Origin of the sequence: Aliiroseovarius zhejiangensis, from assembly GCF_014656375.1 — a bacterium.
In the GTDB taxonomy this organism is placed as follows: domain Bacteria; phylum Pseudomonadota; class Alphaproteobacteria; order Rhodobacterales; family Rhodobacteraceae; genus Aliiroseovarius; species Aliiroseovarius zhejiangensis.
Genome location: NZ_BNCH01000004.1, coordinates 251,627 through 271,654, shown reverse-complemented (window position 1 = coordinate 271,654; position 20,028 = coordinate 251,627). Strand labels below are relative to the sequence as shown.

The window sequence follows — 20,028 nt, the reverse complement described above, 5'->3', positions numbered from 1 at the left end:
CTCGTAACTGGGAGGATGCGATGAGCGACACAGGACTGGCCCCCCGCCGCGGGCGCGGCAGGCGTCAGGCGCGGGACGGCTCGCCGGGGCAAAACCCGCACCTTGAACGCCCGTACATCACGCGCGCCATTCCCACATACGACATCCTGGGTGACGAGGCGCTGGACAGGATCGACGCCACCGCTGACCGCATCATGGCCGAGATCGGGATCGAGTTTCGCGATGACCCGGACACGGTCGAGATGTTTCGACGCGCCGGCGGAGAGGTCACGCAACTTGACCCGGCACGCTGGACCATCAAATTCGCACCCGGCCTGATCCGCGAGATCCTGAAATCTGCGCCTGCACAATTTACCCAACACGCCCGCAACCCGGCCCGTTCAGTCGAGATTGGCGGCGACAACGTCGTCTTTGCGCCGTCCTACGGCAGCCCCTTCGTGATGGATCTGGACAAGGGGCGGCGCTATGGCACGCTTGGGGATTTCCAGAATTTCGTGAAGCTGGGGCAGGCCAGCCCGTGGCTGCACCATTCCGGCGGCACGGTCTGCGAACCCACCGACATCCCGGTGAACAAGCGGCATCTGGACATGGTTTATGCCCATATGCGGTATTCCGACCGGCCGTTTCTGGGGTCGATCACCGCGCCAGAGCGCGCTGCGGACAGTGTTGAAATGTGCCGCGTCCTGTTCGGGGCGGATTACGTCGACCGGAATTGCGTCATCATGGGCAATTTCAACACGACAAGCCCCCTGGTGATCGACGGTGTAACCTCGCAAGGCATTCGTGAATACGCGCGGGCGGGGCAGGGGTCGATCCATCTGCCGTTTCTGTTGGGAGGGGCAGTGTCGCCCCTGACCATGGCGGGATCTGTGGCGCAATGCCTGGCCGAAAGCATGGTGTCCTGCGCGATTGCGCAGTTGGAGCGCCCCGGTGCGCCGGTCGTGCTGGCCAGTTTCCTCAGTTCGATGTCCCTGCGGTCGGGATCGCCCACCTTCGGAACAGCGGAACCGGCGTTGGGCAGCCTTGTATATGGGCAACTGGCGCGGCGGCTGAATCTGCCCTTGCGCTGCGCGGGCAACTTCTCGACCTCGAAGCTGCCGGATGCGCAGGCGATGCAGCAAAGCATGATGTCGATGATGTCTGCAATCCATTGCGGGGCAAACTTCCTTTTGCATTCGGCGGGGTTTCTGGATGGGCTGCTGTCCATGTCCTATGAGAAATTCATGCTGGACCTCGATCTGTGCGGCGCGTTGCACGCCTATCTGGACGGTGTTGCGGTGAACGAGGATACGCTGGGCTTCGACGCGCTGGCCGAACAGGGGCCGGGCGAGCATCTGTTTTCGACCCAACACACGATGCGCCATTACAAGACCGCCTATTACGACAGCGCTCTGGACGACAACCAGCCCTGGGAAACCTGGGACGAACAGGGGGCGGTCGACATGGCCAGCCGTGCGAATACGCGCTGGAAGGCGCAGCTTGCCGCGTATGAAATGCCCCCGATGGATGTGGCCGTGGACGAGGCATTGAAGGATTTCGTGGCACGCCGGAAAGCGTCGATGGAGGATGCCTGGTACTAGAAGATGGGGGCGCTGCCCCCCGCCTTCGGCGTCCCCCGGGAAATTTGAAACAAGAAAAAAGCCGGCATGGCGCACGTGAAAGGATGGAAGATGTCGAACGATCCGTTATTGCAGCCCTATCAACTGGGTCATTTGACCCTGCGCAACCGGATCATGACGACGAGCCATGAGCCGGCCTATCCCGAAGGCGGGATGCCCAAGGAACGATATGCGGCCTACCATGCCGAACGCGCCAGGGCTGGGATTGCCATGGCGATGACGGCGGGGTCGGCGGCGGTGTCCAAGGACAGCCCGCCCGTCTTCAACAACATCCTTGCCTATAAGGACGAGGTTGTGCCGTGGATCCGGAACCTGACCGATGCGGTGCATGAGCATGGGGCGGCCTGTATGATCCAGCTGACCCATCTGGGGCGGCGTACCGGGTGGAACAAGGGCGACTGGCTGCCGCCTGTCTGTTCGACGCCGCACAGGGAACCGGCGCATCGGGCGTTCCCGAAACTGGCCGAGGATTGGGACATCGCGCGGATCATATCGGATTTCGCGGATGCGGCCGAGCGTATGAAAGAGGGCGGCATGGACGGGGTCGAGATCATGACCCATGGGCATTTGCTGGACCAGTTCATCTCGCCCCTGACCAACCGGCTGGAGGGACCTTATGGTGGCGATCTGGCAGCGCGGATGAAGCTGACGCTGGATGTCATTGACGCCGTGCGCGCGCGCGTCGGGCAGGAGTTCATCCTGGGCGTACGCTTTGCCCCGGACGAGGTCGAGGCGGGGGGCATTGACCCTGAGATGGGGTTGGAAATTGCCCGGATGCTGCGTGACAGCGGGCAGGTGCAGTACCTGAACATCAACCGGGGACGCATTCACACCGACCCTGCGATGACGGATATGATCCCCATTCAGGGCGCGCCTGCCTCGCCGCATCTGGATTTTGCCGGGCGGGTGCGGGCCGAGGTGGGCATGCCCACCTTCCACGCCGCGCGTATTCCGGATGTGGCCACTGCGCGGCACGCGATTGCCTCGGGGCAGTTGGACATGGTCGGCATGACCCGTGCACATATGGCCGACCCCCATATCGTGCAGAAGATCATCGAAGGGCGCGAGGAGGACATTCGCCCCTGTGTGGGCGCAACCTATTGCCTGGACCGGATCTATCAGGCGGGGGATGCGCTGTGCATGCACAATGCGGCCACGGGGCGCGAACTGACCATGCCGCATGTCGTCGCGCCTGCCGCCGAGCAAAAGAAAGTGGTCGTGGTGGGGGCCGGACCTGCGGGGCTTGAAGCCGCCCGGGTGGCGGCGGAACGGGGGCATGCGGTCACGGTGTTCGAGGCGCAGCCTGACCCCGGCGGGCAGGTGCGCCTGACCGCGCAATCCCCTCGGCGTCGTGAAATGATCGGGATCATTGACTGGCGTATGGCGCAATGTGCGGCGCGGGATGTGCAGTTCCATTTCAACACCTGGGCCGAGGCCGCAGATGTGACTGCGCTGGACCCGGATGTGGTGATCGTCGCCACCGGGGGGCTGCCGAACCTCGAGCTGTTCGAGACCACGGGCGAACAGCCTCTGGCGGTCAGCGCGTGGGATGTGATCGCAGGTGATGCGAAATGCGCTGGCGAGGTGCTGATCTATGACGAAAGTGGAGATCACCCGGCGTTGCAGGCGGCCGAGATGGCATCACGGGTAGGGGCGCAGGTCGAGGTCATGACCCCCGACCGGGTTTTTGCCCCCGATATCATGGCAATGAACCTTGTGCCTTACATGCGGGCGATGCAGCCCAGGGGCGTGCGGTTCACGGTGGCTGAACGGCTGTTGAAGATCGTCCGCGACGGCAACCGCCTGCGGGTCACCATCGGCACGGATTACTCGGAACATACGCGCGACGCGGTCTATGATCAGGTGGTGGTCAATTATGGCACCATGCCGATGGCGGATCTGTATTTTGATCTGAAAGAACAGTCCGTCAATCGTGGTGAGGTGAATCACGATGCCCTGATCGCAGGGCGCCCGCAAACCATCCGCACCAATCCGGAGGGCAAGTTCCAGTTATTTCGGATCGGGGACGCGGTCTCGGCACGCAACACGCACGCTGCGATCTATGACGCATTGCGACTGGTAAAGGACATCTGACGCCCGCAGGCAGATCGTCGTGGTCAGTTGCCCTGTTGGACCCGTTCGATATAGGCGCGCAACTCGCCCGCCTCTTGACGCGCATCGCGCAGGCCATCCATGGCGGCGCTCAGCTCGGCTTCCGTCTGCTGAAGCTGGTTGGACATTTCCGCTTCGCGCTGCTGCAGATAGGTCATCGCCTGATCGCGCGTTTCCTCGGCTTCGTGCAGGGCTTGCGCCATTTTGTCCAACTCGTCCATGTCGCTTCCGGCAACCTGAACGAAGCGGTGGATCAGCCAGTGGGCGAACCATCCAAGCGCGAAGGCCACAAACAGGATGATGGCGGTGACGATGATAAACTCGGTTCTGTTCATCGTAAAAAGTCCTTGTCTGGAGGCCTAGCGTTCGGGGCGCGGTTGGGGGCGGGTGTCGTCGGTTTCGGGCGTGATGACATCCACACCACTAAAGGGCGGTGTGTCGGGGTCTGCTTCCGCGTCCTCGTCTGAAGAAGGCGCGCCGTTTTCGTCTGTGTCCGCATCGGTATCGGCACCGGTCGGGGTGGTGTCGTCTGTGGCAGCGTCGGCCGCGTCCGTATCCTGCTGCTCCGCGCCCGTATCGGTCGTGTCCGCCGTATCATCGGCATCCGTCGCGCCCTCCGAAGACACGGTGGTGTCGAGCAGGCGGAACTCGATCCGGCGATTGGCTTCGCGCCCGTCCTCGGTGCTGTTATCGGCAATCGGATCCGCTTCGCCATAGCCCTTGGCCGTCAGGTTCGTAGTCAGAACACGCCGGGTCAGCAGAGCGTTCAGAACCGCCTGCGCGCGGCTTTGTGACAGCGCCAGGTTCATTTCCTCGCGTCCCTGGCTGTCGGTGTATCCTTGGATTTCCATCCGCACATCGGCGCAATCCTTCATGATCTCGGCAATCTCGTCGATGGTGCCGGCGGCGGTTGCCTCGATATTCGCCGAGCCGGGGGCGAATGTGATCTTCTGTTTCGCCATGATGGCGTTGATGCTTTCGGCGCATTGCTCGGGGGTGGGCAGGGCCAGGCGCGGGTCGAGCTTCTCCTGGTATTCAACATCGACCTGGAAATTCTCCGATGCGCCCAGCTTTTCACTCAGGACGCGCGAGACCGAGGCGCTGGCATCCGGGTCGCCTGTGACGCCGCGAATGTCCACGACTTCGGGTTGCACGACGACCGATCCGCTGGACAGGAAAGACAGGGCCTCCAACCCGGCCAGAACACGGGTCGGCCAGTCGTTCGGCAATTCACCATCCAACCGCGTTGCTGGATAGACGTTGCCGGATCCGAACTTGGCGCGGGCAAAGCTTTCAGTCGCACTGCGCAGGGTTTCGTCTGTCAGCCGGCCACGCATCTGCACCAACCCTTCGGGGCTGCGGGTGGCGACAAATTCTGGTGGCCCGCTGCCTTCGCCGCTGCCGTCGATCTTGACGGGTGCGGGCAGGACCGAATGCAGGGAATACAAGTCCGGCAGGTTGTTTTCCAATTCGCCCACGATGCGGTCAAACGTGGCCTGCGACGTGGTGTCGGGGGCAACAAGGGTCACATCCGCGTCCGAGAATGTGATTGACCCGCCACCCAGCTCGCTGACCGCGCGAATGCCGGTTTCAACCGCGTCGGGCCAATCCGGTGATGGCACGCCCAGCCCGATGGTGCAGTTAGCGGCTTTCGTCAGGCCCGCCTCGGTCGCGGCAGATACAATCCGCGCCCGCCCGACGGTTGTATGGGCGGAACAGGCGTCAAAGCGCGGTCCGTCTTCGTCAATCAGGAACCGCAGTGTGAAGGGTGTGATCACCGGGCGCGGGGCGGAAATGTCGATCGACAGCAGCGCCGAACGGGGGGCTGAACGTTTCAGATCACGCGCCCATTTGGCTTTCTGCTCCTCGCTGTCGGCCAGCGCGGTGATGGCCACTTTGTCCGCATCCATCGAGATTTTCGACCGCGGCAGGGTTTCAAGCGCGTAAACCGCGAAGGCCAGCACCTCGTCCCAATTGGGCGGCACCGGATAATCTGCGGTTTCCAAAAGATCGGTGACATGCGAATCGCGTGCGATCGCCTTGACGTCGCTGTTCAGGCCGTCGCGGTCGGACGCCGCCGGGATCAGCCCGATCATCGAAATGCCCGCATCATTGCGCAGGATCTCGATCGAGAAACGCGGCGGTTTGATCGCTTCGGCCGCCGGGATGGTCACATTGTCGATGACGCGGGTGGAATCGACCACCTGCCCGGCAGCGGCAAGCGCGCGAAACCGGGCCGTTTCACTGGGGGCGACGCCGGACAGGACCACCTGAAGCCCATCGGCTTCGACACTGGCCCATTCATGGCCTTGCAGAAACAGCTCGTCCCGGACACCGTCTTGCGATGTCCGCTCGATCGTGGACACGGCAAGGTTGGCAGCGAGAAGCGACACCAATGCAGCGATGAAGAACGAGGCGGGAACCAGAAATACTTGCGAAAGGCGCATACTGAAAGGCGTCCGTTTTCTTGTGAATCCCATGCTTCTTACGGCGTGTCGCAGCCCTGTGCAATCACAGCAGGATCGCAAAGGCGAGAAACAGCACAGGGATCAGCCCGGTATTTCGGTTGGACCTGAACAGGTACAGGCAGGTCGCGGGATCATCCGTTTTCAACTGCCGAAGCTGCCACATCATGTGCCAGCCCATAAACCATACACCCCCCAGTGCGACGGCCAGGGACAGGACATTTTCGCCCGGAACCAATGCCAAAACAACGGCAAGGGCCATCAGGCTGACCGTCAGCACCTGAAACAGAAAGAGCCATTTTCGGCTGTTGTCGCCAAACAGACGGGCGGTGGATTTGACCCCGATCAGCGCGTCGTCCTCGGTGTCCTGATGGGCATAGATGGTGTCATAAAACAGCGTCCAGGCGATGCCTGCGACATAAAGCGCCACCGCGGGCCCCCCAAGGCTGCCGGTATGCGCCGTCCAGGCCAGAAGCGCGCCCCAGTTGAAAGCAATGCCAAGAAAGACCTGTGGCCACCACGTAAAGCGTTTGGCGAAAGGATAAACGGCGACCGGCACGAGCGAGACGATGCCCAGCAGGATCGTCGCCGTATTGAATGTCAGAAGGATGCAAAACGCGATCAGCGCCTGTGCCGCCATCCAGATTGCCGCCTGTCGTACCGTGACCTGACCAGAGGGGATAGGGCGGCTGCGTGTGCGGTCAACCTGTGCGTCAATATCGCGGTCGGTAATGTCGTTCCAGGTGCAGCCCGCCCCCCGCATCAGCCAGGCGCCGATGGCACAGCCTGCCATGATCCACACGTCCATCCATCCGAACCGGCCGGTGACATTGGCCGCCAGCAACACGCCCCACCAGCAAGGCAGCAGCAGAAGCCAGGTGCCGATGGGCCTGTCCGCGCGGCTCAGGCGCAGATAGGGGCGGCTACAGGCCGGGGCGCGATGGTCGACCCAATTGCCGGAATAGGCGTCGGACACGCGTCCTTTTGGCTCTGGCATATCGGCGTTTTGGGTCATAGGTTTCCCTCATGAAACAGGCGAAAGTCAGGCTCTATGTAGATCACCCCTTGGCCGAGGGGCAAACCGTTTCGCTGTCCCGCGAACAGGCGCATTATCTTTTCGGGGTGATGCGCCTTGGTGAAGGCGATGTCGTGGCCCTGTTTAATGGCCGGGACGGAGAGTTCCCGGCAGAGATCATCGAGGCAGGCAAACGCAAGGGCGTGCTGGAATGTCAGGCCCAGTCGCGGCCTTTGCATATGCCGCCCGACCTGTGGCTGTGTTTCGCGCCGATCAAGAAGGCGCGCACCGATTTCATCGTTGAGAAGGCGGCAGAGATGGGGGCGGCGCTGATCCAGCCGATGCAAACCGAGTTTACCAACTCCGAACGCATCCGGCGCGACCGCCTGCAAGCCCACGCCGTTGAAGCCGCCGAACAATGCGGCGGCACCTATGTGCCCGAGGTCGTGGACCTGATGCGCATGGACAAACTGTTGGATGCGTGGCCGGACGATCGCCAAATCATGTTCTGTGACGAAGCTCTGGTCGGTGCTGCCGAAACACTGACAGCGGCCAGTGGGCATCGCTGGGCGATCTTTATCGGGCCTGAAGGCGGCTTTTCCGATCGGGAACGCGAACGCCTCCGCGCGATGGACATTGCCCATCCCGTCAGCCTTGGCCCGCGTATCCTTCGGGCCGATACCGCAGCCGTCGCGGCGATGACCTTGTGGCAGCAGGTCTTGGGGGACTGGACGTGATCCGCAAGGCCCGACCGGGGGATGAGGCTGCGATTGATGCCTTTTTGGCGCGGCACGCTGATACAAGCATGTTCCTGCGATCCAACCTTCTGGAATACGGGCTTGCCAGGTCTGCGGCATCGCGCGCCACGACATATTGGCTGAGCGAAGACGCCAGTGGCATCAGGGCGGTTTTCGGCCGGTCGAACGGCGGATTTGTCATGATGCAGGCGGCGGATGCGACCGACGCCGACTGGATCGCGTTTCGTGACAGCATGACGGGGCAAAGCATCCTGGGGATCACCGGCGATGCGCAACAGGTCGCGACGGGGCGCGCGTTCCTTGGGCTGGATGGGTGTGCCTATGCTTTGGACGATGTTGAGCCGCTGTATTGCCTTTCCCTCGACGCACTCATCCTGCCAGAGGGGCCGGGTCATTTGCGCGCCCCTGTTGAAGCAGATCGCGCCCTGCTGGAAGACTGGCATCGCGACTATGTCACCGAATTGCGGATGAGCACGCCCGCGCGCGTGGCGGCCGAGGCAGAAGAGCGGGCCGAGAGGTCCATCCTGGCCGGTCAGACGCGGCTTTTGATCCATGATGATCGACCTGTTGCGATGACGGCTTTCAATGCCCGGTTGCCTGATATGGTGCAGATCGGTGCGGTGTATGCCCCTGCTGCATTGCGCTCGAACGGCTACGCACGTCGGGCCGTGGCGCTGCATCTGGCGGAGGCGCGGGCCGAGGGCGTTCAGGAAGCGGTTCTGTTTGCCAGCAGCGCCCCCGCGTGTCGTGCGTATGAGGCGATCGGGTTTGCGCGTGTCGGCGCATACCATCTGGCCATCTTGAAAGAGCCCTTTACCGTGGGGGAGGCATGAGCTTTGTGCGGGCAGACGCCCTGGCCACCCTGACGCGCTATCGCGAGGCACTGATTGGGGCCAATATCATCCTTTTCGGTCTGTGGTGGGCCTGGGGATCGCTGGGGGCAATCAAATGGATCGGGCTGACCATCACCGCGGTTGGGGCTGCGATTCTGTGGTCAGGACTGCGTCACGCGCGTATTCGTGCAGGTCATGGCGGTGTGGGAGTGGTGCAGGTCGATGAACGCCAGATCACCTATCTTGCCCCCGTCGGCGGCGGTTTCGCATCGTTGGATGATGTTGGTCGGATCGAAATAGCCACCGACCGTGCTGGCTTGGCGGTCTGGCGCTTTCGTACAGGCAATGAAATCTTGTTCATTCCGGTGCGCGCCGAAGGGGCCGAGGCGCTGTTCGATGCGCTGACCGCCTTGCCCGGCGCCAATATCGACGCAGCCATTCGCGCCGCCAACCAACCGCCCAATGACACCGTCGTGATCTGGCAGCGCGGCGTCGCGAAGCTGCATTGACAGTTCCGGCCCGTTGGCCCACCACTGAACAACCCCCAAAAGGCGCGCACACACGCAGGAGACGCCCATGTCCATCCCTCAGTCCGGCGGCGGACCGATCACCCACCAAGATCAACTTGCCCAATTTCTGGAAGACGGTTGCAAACCGCGTGATGCGTGGAAGATCGGGACCGAGCATGAGAAGTTCGGCTATTGTCAAGACACCCTTAACCCGCTGCCCTATGAGGGGCCGCGGTCCATTCTGGCGATGCTGGAAGGGCTGCGCGACCGCTTCAACTGGACCGAGGTGCGCGAGGCGGGCAACCTGATCGGCCTTGAACGCGACGGGGCGAATATCAGCCTTGAGCCGGGTGGGCAGTTCGAACTGTCCGGCGCGCCCTTGGACAGCATCCATCAGACCTGTGACGAAGTGAACGAACACCTGCGCGAAGTGAAAGATGTCGCCGATGGGATCGGTGCGCGCTTCATCGGTTTGGGCGCGGCGCCAGAATGGACGCATGACCAGATGCCAGTGATGCCCAAGGGGCGTTACAAACTGATGACCGATTATATGGACAAGGTCGGCACACACGGCAAACAGATGATGTACCGGACCTGCACCGTTCAGGTGAACCTCGACTTCGCGGACGAGGCTGACATGGTGCAGAAATTCCGTGTGGCGCTTGCCTTGCAACCCGTTGCCACCGCGCTGTTCGCCAATTCGCCTTTCTTCGAAGGCAAACCCAATGGCCACAAATCCTGGCGCTCGCGCATCTGGCGCGACCTGGACCCGGCGCGCACCGGAATGCTGCCGTTCGTGTTCGAGGACGGCATGGGGTTTGAGCGTTACGTGCAATACGCCCTCGATGTGCCGATGTATTTCGTCTATCGCGACGGCGAATACATCGACGCGCTGGGCCAGTCGTTCCGCGACTTCATGCAAGGCAAACTGCCCGCGCTGCCCGGCGAGACGCCGACATTGTCCGATTGGGCCGACCACCTGACCACCATCTTCCCCGAGGCCCGCATCAAGCAATATATGGAGATGCGCGGCGCCGATGGTGGCCCGTGGCGCCGCCTGTGCGCCCTGCCTGCGTTCTGGGTCGGTTTGATGTACGACAAGGGCAGCCTTGATGCGGCTTGGGATCTGGTGAAAAACCTTAACGCGGACACCCGCGAAGGGCTTCGGGTCGCAGCCTCGGTCAAAGGCCTGCAAGGCGAGGCTGGCGGCGTAAAGCTGCTGGACCTCGCGCGTGAAGCGGTCAAAATCGCCGAAGCCGGCCTGAAAGCTCGCGCCCGCGCTGGAAACGCAGGGCTTGTCCCGGATGAGACCCACTTCCTGAACGCCCTTCAGGAAAGCGTCGAGGAAGGCCGCTCGCCCGCCTGTGAGCTGCTGGCGAAGTATGACGGTGAATGGAATGGCGATCTGAGCCGGATCTATGCCGAGTATAGCTACTGATCGCAAAAGGGGGCGCTGCCCCCGCCCGACGCTCCGTTGGAGCGCCGGCCTCCCCTGGGATATTTAAAACAAGAAAAGGCGCAACGGTTTGTTAACCCTCGCGCACTATGCTCAAGGGGCGGTACAGGCGGGGACGCCGATGACCGCACAAGGAAAAGCGCAAGCTTGAAAGAGAGGGCGACCCCCTCTCTTTTTCTTGTTTCAAATATCCCCGCCGGAGGCTCCTCACATTGCCGCTTGATCGACATGGGCGATAAGTAACTCGGGAGACAATGGGGCGTGACAGGGGCTATGTGGAGTGCTAGCGATTCTCATCCGATGTGACGGGAGGGCGGAATGACACATATACTGGCCATTGATCAGGGAACAACCTCGTCGCGGGCAATTCTGTTTGATCGTGACATGCAGCCAGTGCGCAGTGCGCAGCAGGAGTTTCGACAGCATTATCCCGCATCGGGCTGGGTCGAGCATGACCCCGAAGAGATTTGGCAGACCGTGCGTGACACCTGTCGCGACGCCGCGGGCGAGATCAGGGTTGCGGCCATTGGCATCACAAACCAGCGCGAGACGACGCTGGTCTGGGATCGAGCCACCGGAAAACCGGTTTGCAATGCGATTGTCTGGCAGGACCGACGCACGGCCGAGATCTGCGCCAGGTTGAAGGCAGATGGGCATGAGGCGCTTGTGACCGAACGCACGGGGTTGTTGCTGGATCCTTATTTCTCGGCTACGAAACTGGCCTGGATACTGGACAAAATGGATGGCGCGCGTGCCCGTGCCGAAGCGGGCGAGCTTGCCTTCGGCACGGTCGATACGTTCCTGATCTGGCGATTGACCGGTGGTGCGCGCCATGTCACGGATGCGACCAATGCCGCGCGCACGATGTTATACGACATCAAATCCGGCGCTTGGGATGAAGATATCTGTGACCTTTTGAACATCCCCATGTCCCTGCTGCCCGAGGTTCTGGATTGCGCCGCGGATTACGGCACTACCGACCTTCTGGGGGGGCAAGTCCCGATCATGGGCGTGGCGGGCGATCAGCAGGCGGCCACCATCGGGCAGGCGTGTTTCACGCCCGGCATGATGAAATCGACCTATGGCACCGGCTGCTTTGCGCTTTTGAACACCGGGGATGAACCTGTTGCCTCATCCAACCGATTGCTGACCACGATTGCCTATCAATTCGGCGGCAAGACGACCTATGCGCTGGAAGGCTCGATCTTCATTGCGGGCGCAGCGGTGCAGTGGCTGCGCGACGGGCTGGGGATCATCAACGACGCCGCCCAAACGGGCGAGTTGGCCGCCAGCGCCGACCCAGAACAGGAGGTTATACTGGTCCCGGCTTTCACAGGCCTGGGTGCGCCCTATTGGGATGCGGACTGTCGTGGGGCGGTGTTCGGCCTGACGCGCGGGTCCGGCCCGAAAGAGTTTGCCCGCGCCGCGCTTGAAAGCGTCGGGTTCCAGACCCGTGACCTGCTGGATGCGATGCAGGCGGATATGGGCGTGCAGGCGAAAACGGTATTGCGCGTCGATGGTGGCATGGCGGCATCGGATTGGACCATGCAATTCTTGGCCGACATCACAGGGGCGCCGGTTGATCGCCCGACCGTCCTGGAAACCACAGCGCTGGGCGCAGCATGGCTGGCGGGGATGCAGGCGGGGATCTATCCGGACCAGAACGGGTTCGCCCAACGCTGGGCGCTGGACAAACGGTTCGAGGTCGGGATGAACGCAGCAACCCGCGACCGACGCTATGCAGCGTGGCAGGATGCGGTGGGGCGGACGCTCAGCCGTCCTTGACCTGGGTCGAGCGGTATATCCCCTCGGGCAGGTTCAGCGCGGCGGTCAGATCCCTGAGTTGCGCCAGCGACAGCGTGATCCGGTGCACCAGGTCCGTGCGCGAATCCCATTGTTCCAGCGTGACACAGTCGTCAAAGGCGTTGATCGTGACATCTTCGTTCAAATGCTCGCTGCCTTCGTCAACAAGGGTGACGACAGTGGCATCAAATTCGTGCTCAATGGTAAACATGGGTCGAGTTTACGCGTTCAGACGCCAAAGGCCAGCGTCACGTTTGGCTGCGGGGCAAAGCAGGGGGAAGCAAGTGCAGCAATTCAGCGGATTTCTGACGGACCGGGGATCGAAATATGCCGTGTCGGGCGGGCCGGTGGCATCGCGCGGTGACGTGAAATCTTTTTTGAAAGAGCTGACCCGCGACAAGCGCTTTGCCAAGGCCACGCACAACACCTGGGCGGCAATCCTGCCCGACGAAGGCCCGGTCAAGGGCGACGATGGAGAGGCCGGGGCGGGTCTGGTCATACTGCGGATGCTGGAACGCGAGGGGTTGCATGGGCATATCATCGTGGTCACGCGCTGGTTTGGTGGCACCAAGCTGGGTGGCGACCGCTTTCGCCGGGTGCAGGATTGCGTGGACCATTACATTGCCAACACGCAACCGGAGGCGCAGGGTTGATCAAATCTGAACTGAAACGTTGGTGGCAAAGGTGGAATTGGTCGTGGGCCGGATTGCGCATGGCCTGGAAATCGGAAAAATCGGTGCGGCAGTGGAGCGTCGTCTGTCTGCTGTCCTGCGGGCTTGCGCTGTGGCTTGATCTGACGGGGGCCGAGCGCGCCTTGCTGCTGGCGCTGTCGTTGCTGGTCGTCGCGTCCGAACTGATCAACACGGCCATCGAACGGACGGTCGATCTGATCACGACGGAGACGCACCCCTTGGCCGCGCAGGCCAAAGATGCCGCCAGCGCATTCGTTGTACTGACGGCGATGGCGGGCGCTGTGGCGTGGTTGGCGATCTTGCTGGGCTGACGCCCTAGCTGCCGCTTTCCGCTTCCAGATGAAGTTTCATGTCGATCAGCACGTGCTGAAGTGCCAGTGTTTCGCGCAACAGGCGCTTGGCTTCGTTGATGGTGATCACACCGTCTTCGATGGATTGCTGATATTCGCCCATCAGCATCGCAAACCGCTGCGACAGGGCGATCACGTCCGAATTGACGCCCCCGCCTTGCGTGTTCTTGCGCTCGGCATCATAGGACATGGTGATGCCGCGCAGCTCGGCCAGCGCGCCGGTTACGTGTGGATAGCGGGCGGCCTCTTCCAGCAGGGCCACCGCGTCGACGGGCATGAAGCGATCCGCGTGTTCGTCGCTGTCTGAATAGTACCGACCCAGCGTTGCTTTCGATTTGCCGGTAAGCTCGCAGGCGGCTTCAAGCCCAACATCCTTGACCAGAGCCTCGGTGTGCTTTTTCAGATAGCTGCCAATACTGTCCATGTTCGTCACCTCGTCGCGTCCGCATCAACTTGCGGGGAAAACCGCATTTCTTTTCCCATTAATCTGCGCGCAATGGAATGGCTTTATTGAACCGTGGCAAGTTGGTGAGTTTATCGAGTGCTTGGCGCAAGTCGCGCCAGCGCGCGGAAAGGGCCGTCATGTGTGTTATGACGGGGGTTCGGTCGACTGATCGGATCAGTGCCAGCAGGACACCCGTAGTGAGTTTGAGGTCCGTTCCATCCCCAGGGTTTCGACCCGCAGATCTCGGTAACGAATTCGTCCCTGTGGCCCCCTTTTCGCCGCGACGCGAACGCACGGTTGGTCTTGATTGCAGGCCCGCCGCCGCGTAATTCCGGTGCATGGCAAAACTCTATTTTCAGTATTCGACGATGAATGCAGGCAAATCGACCCTGCTTCTGCAGGCCAGCCATAACTATGGCGAACGTGGCATGCAGACCTATTTGATCACCGCACAGTTGGACAACCGGGCGGGCGAAGCGCGCATCGGCAGCCGGATCGGCATTGGGTCCGGGGCCGATACATTCACGGCTGGTGAAGATCTGTTTCAGAAGATCGGCGCGCGCTTGCAGGCGGGGCCATGCGCCTGCGTATTCATTGACGAGGCGCAGTTTCTTGAACCCAATCAGGTTTGGCAACTGGCGCGCGTGGTCGATGACCTTGGCGTTCCGGTCATGTGCTATGGTCTGCGCGTCGATTTTCAGGGCAACCTGTTTCCCGGTTCGGCGGCGCTTTTGGCGCTGGCCGATGAAATGCGCGAGGTGCGCACGATCTGCCATTGCGGCAAAAAGGCCACGATGGTTGTGCGCCAAGACGGGGAAGGCAACGTGATGACCGCAGGCGATCAGGTGCAGATCGGCGGGAACGAAAGCTATGTCTCGTTGTGTCGGCGACACTGGCGCGAGGCGGTGGGCGATATCGCCACCGGGGCTGACCCTAGACGGGACTGACCAGCGGCTTGCCTGCGGCGAATGCTTCCAGATTATCCAGTGCCAACATGCCCATTGCGGTTCGCACCTCAAGCGTGGCGGTGCCCAGATGGGGCAGCAGCGTCACGTCTTCACGGGCGATCAGAGCGTCCGGCACTTTGGGTTCGAACTCGTAAACGTCCAGCCCGGCACCGGCGATCTGCTCGGCATCAAGCGCCGCGATCAGGGCAGCTTCGTCCACGATCTCACCGCGGGCGATGTTGATCAGGAAGGCGTGGGGTTGCATTGCAGCGAACGTGCCTGCGCCGATCAGGTGCCGGGTATCCACGCCGCCGGGCACCGCAATCACTAGAATGTCGCAGGCGCGCGCCACGTCCTGAATGCTGTCCATCTGTTGCGCCGGGAAGGGCGGGGATTTGGGCGAGCGGTTGAAGAAAACCACATCCATCCCGAAGCCATGGTGACACCGGGCGGCGATGGCTTCGCCGATCCGGCCCATGCCAATGATGCCCACGGTCTTGCCTGTGACGTGCAAGCCCAGCATCTGCGTCGGGTGCCACCCCTCCCATCGGCCCGCGCGCACCATCCGTTCGCCTTCACCCGCGCGACGTGCTGTCATCAGGATCAGGGTCATGGCGGTGTCGGCGGTGGCATCTGTGACGGCGCCGGGCGTGTTGGACACGGCCACGCCATGTGCGCGGGCGGCGTCCACGTCGATATGATTGTAGCCCACGCCGAAATTGGCCAACAGTTTGGCGCGGATGTCGCCTGCGACCGTAAACACATCGGCGGAATAAAAATCCCCTAGCGTCGGCAACACCAGATCGAAGTCGCGCAGGCTTGTCACCATCTCGTCCTGCGACATGGATGTGGTGTCGGTGCGCAGAGTCACGTCGAACCCCGCACGGGCGCGATCAATCACGGTGTCGGGCAGGGGGCGCGAAATGAAAAGCCGCATCAGTACATCCTTGCGCCATTGGGCACCGTTTTGTCGGGGGTCAGCAGCACGATATCCTCGTTCTCGTCAGGCAGGCCCAGCACCAGAACCTCGCTCATCACCGGGCCGATCTGGCGCGGGGGGAAGTTGACGACGGCCAGAACCTCTTTGCCCACCAGCGTTTCCGGCGCGTAATGTGCCGTGATCTGGGCCGAGCTTTTCTTTTCGCCCAACTCCGGCCCGAAATCGACCCACAGCTTGATGGCGGGCTTGCGTGCCTCGGGGAACGGTTCGGCGCGGGTGATGGTGCCCTTGCGAATGTCCACTTTCAGGAAATCGTCGAAACTCAGATCACCCATTGGCAAGCTCCTTTGAACGGTTGACCGCGGCGGCGACAGCGCGGTTCAGGAGCGCGGGGAAGCCGTCTTTTTCATTCATCAACACCTCAAGCGCGGCGGCGGTCGTGCCGCCGGGGCTGGTCACGTTGACCCGCAACTGTGCGGGGTCATCATCCGCCTGCATCGCCAGAGCGCCCGCGCCTGCCACGGTTGCCTTGGCAAGCTGCATGGCAAGATCGGGCGACAGCCCCTGCGCCACACCGGCGGCGGCCAGCGTTTCGATCAGGTGAAAGACATAGGCCGGGCCGGAACCGGACACACCCGTGACCGCGTCCATCTGATGTTCCCCGTCCAGACGCACAACCTGTCCGACGGCGGACAGAAGCGCCTCGGCCAAGTTCAGATGTGCGGCCGTGGCGTGTCGATTGCCGCAGATTGCCGTGATGCCGCGCGCGATGGCGGCGGGGGTGTTGGGCATGGCGCGAATGATCGGGGTCTGATCGCCCAGCATCGCTTCGTAGGTCGCAATCGCGGTGCCCGCCGCGACCGACAGAAACAGCGTGTCGCCGTTGCCGTATTCGGCCAGCGTCGGCAGCGCGTCGGCCATCATCTGCGGCTTCACCGCCACCAAAACGATGGCCGGGGCGTCGGGAAGTGTCGTGTTCAGATGAACGCCTGTTTCCGACAGCCAATCGGACGGGTAGGGATCATTCACCCAGACCGATGTCGGGGACAACCCCTGCGCCAGCCAGCCTTCCAGCATCGCTGATCCCATCTTGCCACAGCCCAGAAGCACGAGGCCGCGCGCCTCAAGCTCGTTCATGTGTCCGTCGCTCATGTCGGGTCCTCCTTTGTTGCCGCCATGGATAGCGCGTGGATCGGGCAACGGGCCAGTAAAAAAGCCCGACCGAAGCCGAGCCTTTCAGAACCTGTCATATGGCCGGATCAGGCCCGGCCATAAGCCTCGGCAATGGCGACCTGCAGCGCGTCGTCCACGCTGCGATCCGCCCAGCACACCAGTTGGAAGGCGGGATAGAAGCGTTCCGAGGTTGCCACCGCGCTTGAAATAAGCTGGTCGATCTGCTGCGGACTGGCAGTTTGCCCCCCGTTCAACGCAAGGCCATAGCGATAGACCATCAGCCGTTGTTCATGCCAGTAGGTGAAGGCCCCGGTCCAGCACATGTCGTTGGTGCGGTTCAGCGCATCATACAGCCGGGGCAGGCTGTGTTCCGGCGGCTCCATCTCGAACGTGCAGATCAGACGCAGGGTTTCGTCATAGGGCGACCAGGCCAGCGTGATCGAATAGGTGCGCCATTGTCCTTCGACCGCCATTGCGATCTGGTCGTCGGCCACGCGGTCGAATTCCCACGCGTGATGTTCGGCGATGCTTTCGACAATGTCGATCGGGTGAAGATCGTCGCTTTCGATGAACTGCTCGGTGGCGGACATTTTCTTGTCCTTCCCTTTGTTGGCTTTGCGGCGGGTGGCAGGTGGTCGGATTGGCGCCACATGCAGCCACTAAAGCTTGATGCCTGTACTAGGTTCGGCGTTCTGCGCGCCTTGCCCTTACTAGATATGGTGTCAGGTCACCACATCCCTGTAAAGACAAACTTTCGCCTGGGAAGCAGTTGTCCACAGAAAACGATTGTTTCTCCACAGGTTAATCGGGGCGGGCTGGTCGCGCGAAAGAAAGCCTGCGCGCCGCCCTTGGCTTGACGTTGCCCCCCGGAACCCCCAACTTGCCGCGAAAGATCAGAGGTCAGGAGTCACAGGTGTCCAAACACACAGCCCCGTTTTCACGGTTCGAGTGGCAGATCGCCTGGCGATACCTGCGGGCGCGCCGCGCCGATGGGGGCGTCAGCACGATGACCTGGATCAGCCTGATCGGCATCACGCTGGCCGTTGCCGCCCTGATCATCACGCTGGCTGTGCGCACCGGGTTTCGTGACGAGTTTGTCGACACGATCCTTGGCGCCAATGCCCATGTCGAGGTGTTCGCCCAAAGCTATGTGAACGAGAACGGGCAGGTCGAACGGACGATCACCGATTTTGATGGCTGGGCAGACCGCATCACCCAAGTTCCCGGCGTGATACGCGCCGCGCCCCTGATCAAAGGGCAGGTGATGGCGAATGCCGGTCAGAATAATGCAGGGGTCGAGGTGTTTGGCATCTCTTATGACGATTTACTGGCGATCCCGCGCGTGGCCAAGCCCGAAAGCTTTCTGGGCGACATCACCGCGTTCGAACAAGGCATCGCCATCGGGTCTGGCGTGGCGGCCGAGCTTGGCATCGGGCTGGGGGACAAGATCAAGATTATCTCGCCCAACGGAGTGAAAACGGCGTTCGGCACCAGCCCGCGGGTGAATGCCTATGACGTGACCTATATTTTCACCGCCGGGCGCTGGGACATTGACCGCACCCGCGTCTATCTGCCCTTTGCCGAGGCGCAGAGTTTCTTCAACCGCGAAGGGGCTGCCGATCAGATCGAAGTCATTGTCGAAGACCCCGAACGTGTGGACCGGTTGATTGAGGATATTCTGGCAGCAACGGAAGAACCTTCCTCCTATTGGACCTGGCGCGACCGCTCTGGTGCGTTTTTGCGCGCGCTGGATATGGAAGACAACGTGATGTTCATCATCCTGTCCGTGCTGGTTCTGATCGCGTCAATGAACATCACCTCGGGCCTGATCATGCTGGTGAAGAACAAGGGGCGGGACATCGGCATCCTGCGCACCATGGGCCTGACCGAAGGGTCGATCCTGCGCGTGTTCTTCCTGTGCGGGTCGCTGACGGGGATTGTCGGCACCATCGCGGGGGTCATCCTTGGCTGCCTGTTTGCGATCAACATCGACGCGATCTTTTCGGCGGTGAACTACTTTGCCGGGGGCGGGGTGTGGGATCCGTCGATCCGCGGCATCTATCGCCTGCCCGCCAAGCTGGAGTTCTGGGACGTGGCGTCCGCCGTGGGCCTGTCCCTGACCCTGTCCTTTCTTGTTACGCTTTTTCCGGCACGCAAAGCGGCCCGGATGAACCCGGTCGAGGCGCTGCGCTATGAGTAATCCCGTTCTGCACCTGTCAGGCATCGAAAAGACCTATAACGAAGGCACGCCCGGTGAAATCCGGGTGCTGCGCGGGGCTAACCTTCAGATCGCACGGGGCGAGGTCTTCGCGCTGGTCGCCCCCTCTGGCTCGGGCAAATCGACGCTTCTGCACATCGCCGGGCTTTTGGACACCGCCGATGCGGGGCAGGTGGCGATCAACGGGCAGGATATGGGGGCGCTGTCGGATCGCAGACGCACCGCCGCGCGCCGGAACGAGGTCGGGTTCATCTATCAATTCCACCACCTGCTGCCGGAGTTCACCGCGATGGAAAACATCGTCCTGCCGCAGCTTGCCAATGGTGTGGGTGACAAAGCCGCCCGCGATCACGCGATGGATCTGATGGCGCGCGTGGGGGTCGACACCCGCGCCACCCACCGGCCCGCAGAACTATCAGGCGGCGAACAGCAACGCGTCGCCTTCTGCCGGGCGCTGGCGAACCGTCCCGCGCTTTTGCTGGCGGACGAACCCACCGGCAACCTTGACCCCGACACTGCAGATACGGTGTTCAACGCGTTGATGGAGCTTGTCCGCGACACCGGGCTGTCGGCCCTGATCGCCACCCATAACCTTGAGCTTGCCGCACGGATGGATCGGACGCTGCGGCTGGATGCGGGCGTGATCGTCTGACCGCTCGCGATCCCTGACATTCGCGTGACGCGTCACACAGA

At 62.0% G+C, this 20,028-nt stretch carries 21 protein-coding genes; 12 read left to right on the top strand and 9 right to left on the bottom strand.

Features of this window, described 5'->3' with window-relative positions; genetic code table 11:
• Positions 1–20 precede the first annotated feature (20 nt).
• Entirely contained in the window at positions 21–1,580 is a 1,560-nt protein-coding gene (locus IE188_RS11245) for a trimethylamine methyltransferase family protein (RefSeq protein WP_191286583.1), read from the top strand.
• Positions 1,581–1,670: 90 nt separating this feature from the next.
• A complete protein-coding gene (locus tag IE188_RS11240) occupies positions 1,671–3,713 on the top strand; it encodes an NADH:flavin oxidoreductase (protein WP_191286670.1) in 2,043 nt (680 codons plus the stop codon).
• Positions 3,714–3,736: 23 nt separating this feature from the next.
• On the opposite strand, the gene IE188_RS11235 is transcribed toward IE188_RS11240, so the two are convergent.
• The 3 genes from IE188_RS11235 to ubiA form a co-directional block, all read right to left on the bottom strand.
• Positions 3,737–4,066 carry a hypothetical protein gene (locus IE188_RS11235; RefSeq protein WP_191286582.1) on the bottom strand — a complete coding sequence of 110 codons (330 nt, stop codon included), beginning with the start codon at positions 4,064–4,066 and terminating at the stop codon, positions 3,737–3,739.
• 24 nt (positions 4,067–4,090) lie between these two features.
• Positions 4,091–6,178 (bottom strand): OmpA family protein, encoded by a 2,088-nt coding sequence (locus tag IE188_RS11230; protein ID WP_191286581.1) that lies wholly within the window; start codon positions 6,176–6,178, stop codon positions 4,091–4,093.
• Positions 6,179–6,242: 64 nt separating this feature from the next.
• Positions 6,243–7,211 (bottom strand): 4-hydroxybenzoate octaprenyltransferase, encoded by a 969-nt coding sequence (gene ubiA / locus IE188_RS11225; RefSeq protein ID WP_191286580.1) that lies wholly within the window; start codon positions 7,209–7,211, stop codon positions 6,243–6,245.
• Between the two features lie 11 nt (positions 7,212–7,222).
• Here ubiA and IE188_RS11220 point away from each other — a divergent pair, with 11 nt between their 5' ends.
• The 5 genes from IE188_RS11220 (at position 7,223) to glpK (ending at position 12,552) form a co-directional block, all read left to right on the top strand.
• Positions 7,223–7,948 carry a 16S rRNA (uracil(1498)-N(3))-methyltransferase gene (locus tag IE188_RS11220; protein ID WP_191286579.1) on the top strand — a complete coding sequence of 242 codons (726 nt, stop codon included), beginning with the start codon at positions 7,223–7,225 and terminating at the stop codon, positions 7,946–7,948.
• Entirely contained in the window at positions 7,918–8,802 is an 885-nt protein-coding gene (locus IE188_RS11215; RefSeq protein WP_191286578.1) for a GNAT family N-acetyltransferase, read from the top strand. The genes IE188_RS11220 and IE188_RS11215 overlap by 31 nt, the downstream gene beginning before the upstream one ends.
• Positions 8,799–9,311 carry a hypothetical protein gene (locus tag IE188_RS11210; protein ID WP_191286577.1) on the top strand — a complete coding sequence of 171 codons (513 nt, stop codon included), beginning with the start codon at positions 8,799–8,801 and terminating at the stop codon, positions 9,309–9,311. Before IE188_RS11215 ends, IE188_RS11210 begins: the two co-directional genes overlap by 4 nt.
• 67 nt (positions 9,312–9,378) lie before the next feature.
• On the top strand, positions 9,379–10,749 hold the full coding sequence (locus IE188_RS11205; protein WP_191286576.1) for a glutamate--cysteine ligase: 1,371 nt from the start codon (positions 9,379–9,381) through the stop codon (positions 10,747–10,749).
• Positions 10,750–11,085: 336 nt separating this feature from the next.
• Positions 11,086–12,552 (top strand): glycerol kinase GlpK, encoded by a 1,467-nt coding sequence (gene glpK, locus IE188_RS11200; RefSeq protein WP_191286575.1) that lies wholly within the window; start codon positions 11,086–11,088, stop codon positions 12,550–12,552.
• Here glpK and IE188_RS11195 read toward each other — a convergent pair.
• A complete protein-coding gene (locus tag IE188_RS11195; RefSeq protein ID WP_191286574.1) occupies positions 12,539–12,781 on the bottom strand; it encodes a hypothetical protein in 243 nt (80 codons plus the stop codon). The genes glpK and IE188_RS11195 overlap by 14 nt on opposite strands.
• 73 nt (positions 12,782–12,854) lie before the next feature.
• Here IE188_RS11195 and IE188_RS11190 point away from each other — a divergent pair, with 73 nt between their 5' ends.
• Both IE188_RS11190 and IE188_RS11185 read left to right on the top strand, forming a co-directional pair.
• Positions 12,855–13,223 (top strand): YigZ family protein, encoded by a 369-nt coding sequence (locus IE188_RS11190; RefSeq protein ID WP_229836746.1) that lies wholly within the window; start codon positions 12,855–12,857, stop codon positions 13,221–13,223.
• Entirely contained in the window at positions 13,220–13,573 is a 354-nt protein-coding gene (locus IE188_RS11185) for a diacylglycerol kinase (RefSeq protein WP_407648234.1), read from the top strand. Before IE188_RS11190 ends, IE188_RS11185 begins: the two co-directional genes overlap by 4 nt.
• A gap of 4 nt (positions 13,574–13,577) precedes the next feature.
• Here the strand turns inward: IE188_RS11185 and IE188_RS11180 are convergent, their stop codons facing one another.
• Positions 13,578–14,036 (bottom strand): hypothetical protein, encoded by a 459-nt coding sequence (locus tag IE188_RS11180; RefSeq protein WP_191286571.1) that lies wholly within the window; start codon positions 14,034–14,036, stop codon positions 13,578–13,580.
• Positions 14,037–14,395: 359 nt separating this feature from the next.
• On the opposite strand from IE188_RS11180, the gene IE188_RS11175 reads away from it, so the two are divergent.
• Positions 14,396–15,004, top strand: a complete 609-nt coding sequence (locus IE188_RS11175) for a thymidine kinase (protein WP_191286570.1) — start codon at positions 14,396–14,398, stop codon at positions 15,002–15,004.
• On the opposite strand, the gene IE188_RS11170 is transcribed toward IE188_RS11175, so the two are convergent.
• The 4 genes from IE188_RS11170 to IE188_RS11155 form a co-directional block, all read right to left on the bottom strand.
• Positions 14,991–15,941: a 2-hydroxyacid dehydrogenase gene (locus IE188_RS11170; RefSeq protein WP_191286569.1), complete on the bottom strand. Its 951-nt coding sequence runs from the start codon at positions 15,939–15,941 to the stop codon at positions 14,991–14,993. The two genes, IE188_RS11175 and IE188_RS11170, sit on opposite strands and share 14 nt — an antisense overlap.
• Entirely contained in the window at positions 15,941–16,279 is a 339-nt protein-coding gene (locus tag IE188_RS11165; protein ID WP_191286568.1) for a tRNA-binding protein, read from the bottom strand. Before IE188_RS11165 ends, IE188_RS11170 begins: the two co-directional genes overlap by 1 nt.
• Complete coding sequence (gene proC / locus IE188_RS11160; RefSeq protein WP_191286567.1) at positions 16,272–17,096, bottom strand: pyrroline-5-carboxylate reductase; 825 nt, start codon at positions 17,094–17,096, stop codon at positions 16,272–16,274. Before proC ends, IE188_RS11165 begins: the two co-directional genes overlap by 8 nt.
• 107 nt (positions 17,097–17,203) lie before the next feature.
• Positions 17,204–17,707 carry a type III secretion system chaperone family protein gene (locus IE188_RS11155; RefSeq protein ID WP_191286566.1) on the bottom strand — a complete coding sequence of 168 codons (504 nt, stop codon included), beginning with the start codon at positions 17,705–17,707 and terminating at the stop codon, positions 17,204–17,206.
• A gap of 323 nt (positions 17,708–18,030) precedes the next feature.
• On the opposite strand from IE188_RS11155, the gene IE188_RS11150 reads away from it, so the two are divergent.
• Entirely contained in the window at positions 18,031–19,317 is a 1,287-nt protein-coding gene (locus tag IE188_RS11150) for a lipoprotein-releasing ABC transporter permease subunit (RefSeq protein ID WP_191286565.1), read from the top strand.
• Complete coding sequence (locus IE188_RS11145; RefSeq protein ID WP_191286564.1) at positions 19,310–19,987, top strand: ABC transporter ATP-binding protein; 678 nt, start codon at positions 19,310–19,312, stop codon at positions 19,985–19,987. Before IE188_RS11150 ends, IE188_RS11145 begins: the two co-directional genes overlap by 8 nt.
• The last annotated feature ends 41 nt before the right edge of the window (positions 19,988–20,028 follow it).

Excerpts from the sequence above, each read along its gene's own strand:
- IE188_RS11145 (WP_191286564.1), top strand. The coding sequence starts at position 19,310 with ATGAGTAATCCCGTTCTGCACCTGTCAGGCATCGAAAAGACCTATAAC.
- IE188_RS11175 (WP_191286570.1), top strand. The coding sequence starts at position 14,396 with ATGGCAAAACTCTATTTTCAGTATTCGACGATGAATGCAGGCAAATCG.
- IE188_RS11230 (WP_191286581.1), bottom strand. The coding sequence starts at position 6,178 with ATGCGCCTTTCGCAAGTATTTCTGGTTCCCGCCTCGTTCTTCATCGCT.
- IE188_RS11220 (WP_191286579.1), top strand. The coding sequence starts at position 7,223 with ATGAAACAGGCGAAAGTCAGGCTCTATGTAGATCACCCCTTGGCCGAG.
- glpK (WP_191286575.1), top strand. The coding sequence starts at position 11,086 with ATGACACATATACTGGCCATTGATCAGGGAACAACCTCGTCGCGGGCA.
- IE188_RS11210 (WP_191286577.1), top strand. The coding sequence starts at position 8,799 with ATGAGCTTTGTGCGGGCAGACGCCCTGGCCACCCTGACGCGCTATCGC.
- IE188_RS11245 (WP_191286583.1), top strand. The coding sequence starts at position 21 with ATGAGCGACACAGGACTGGCCCCCCGCCGCGGGCGCGGCAGGCGTCAG.
- IE188_RS11180 (WP_191286571.1), bottom strand. The coding sequence starts at position 14,036 with ATGGACAGTATTGGCAGCTATCTGAAAAAGCACACCGAGGCTCTGGTC.
- IE188_RS11195 (WP_191286574.1), bottom strand. The coding sequence starts at position 12,781 with ATGTTTACCATTGAGCACGAATTTGATGCCACTGTCGTCACCCTTGTT.
- IE188_RS11235 (WP_191286582.1), bottom strand. The coding sequence starts at position 4,066 with ATGAACAGAACCGAGTTTATCATCGTCACCGCCATCATCCTGTTTGTG.
- IE188_RS11170 (WP_191286569.1), bottom strand. The coding sequence starts at position 15,941 with ATGCGGCTTTTCATTTCGCGCCCCCTGCCCGACACCGTGATTGATCGC.
- ubiA (WP_191286580.1), bottom strand. The coding sequence starts at position 7,211 with ATGACCCAAAACGCCGATATGCCAGAGCCAAAAGGACGCGTGTCCGAC.
- IE188_RS11165 (WP_191286568.1), bottom strand. The coding sequence starts at position 16,279 with ATGGGTGATCTGAGTTTCGACGATTTCCTGAAAGTGGACATTCGCAAG.
- proC (WP_191286567.1), bottom strand. The coding sequence starts at position 17,096 with ATGAGCGACGGACACATGAACGAGCTTGAGGCGCGCGGCCTCGTGCTT.
- IE188_RS11205 (WP_191286576.1), top strand. The coding sequence starts at position 9,379 with ATGTCCATCCCTCAGTCCGGCGGCGGACCGATCACCCACCAAGATCAA.
- IE188_RS11155 (WP_191286566.1), bottom strand. The coding sequence starts at position 17,707 with ATGTCCGCCACCGAGCAGTTCATCGAAAGCGACGATCTTCACCCGATC.
- IE188_RS11240 (WP_191286670.1), top strand. The coding sequence starts at position 1,671 with ATGTCGAACGATCCGTTATTGCAGCCCTATCAACTGGGTCATTTGACC.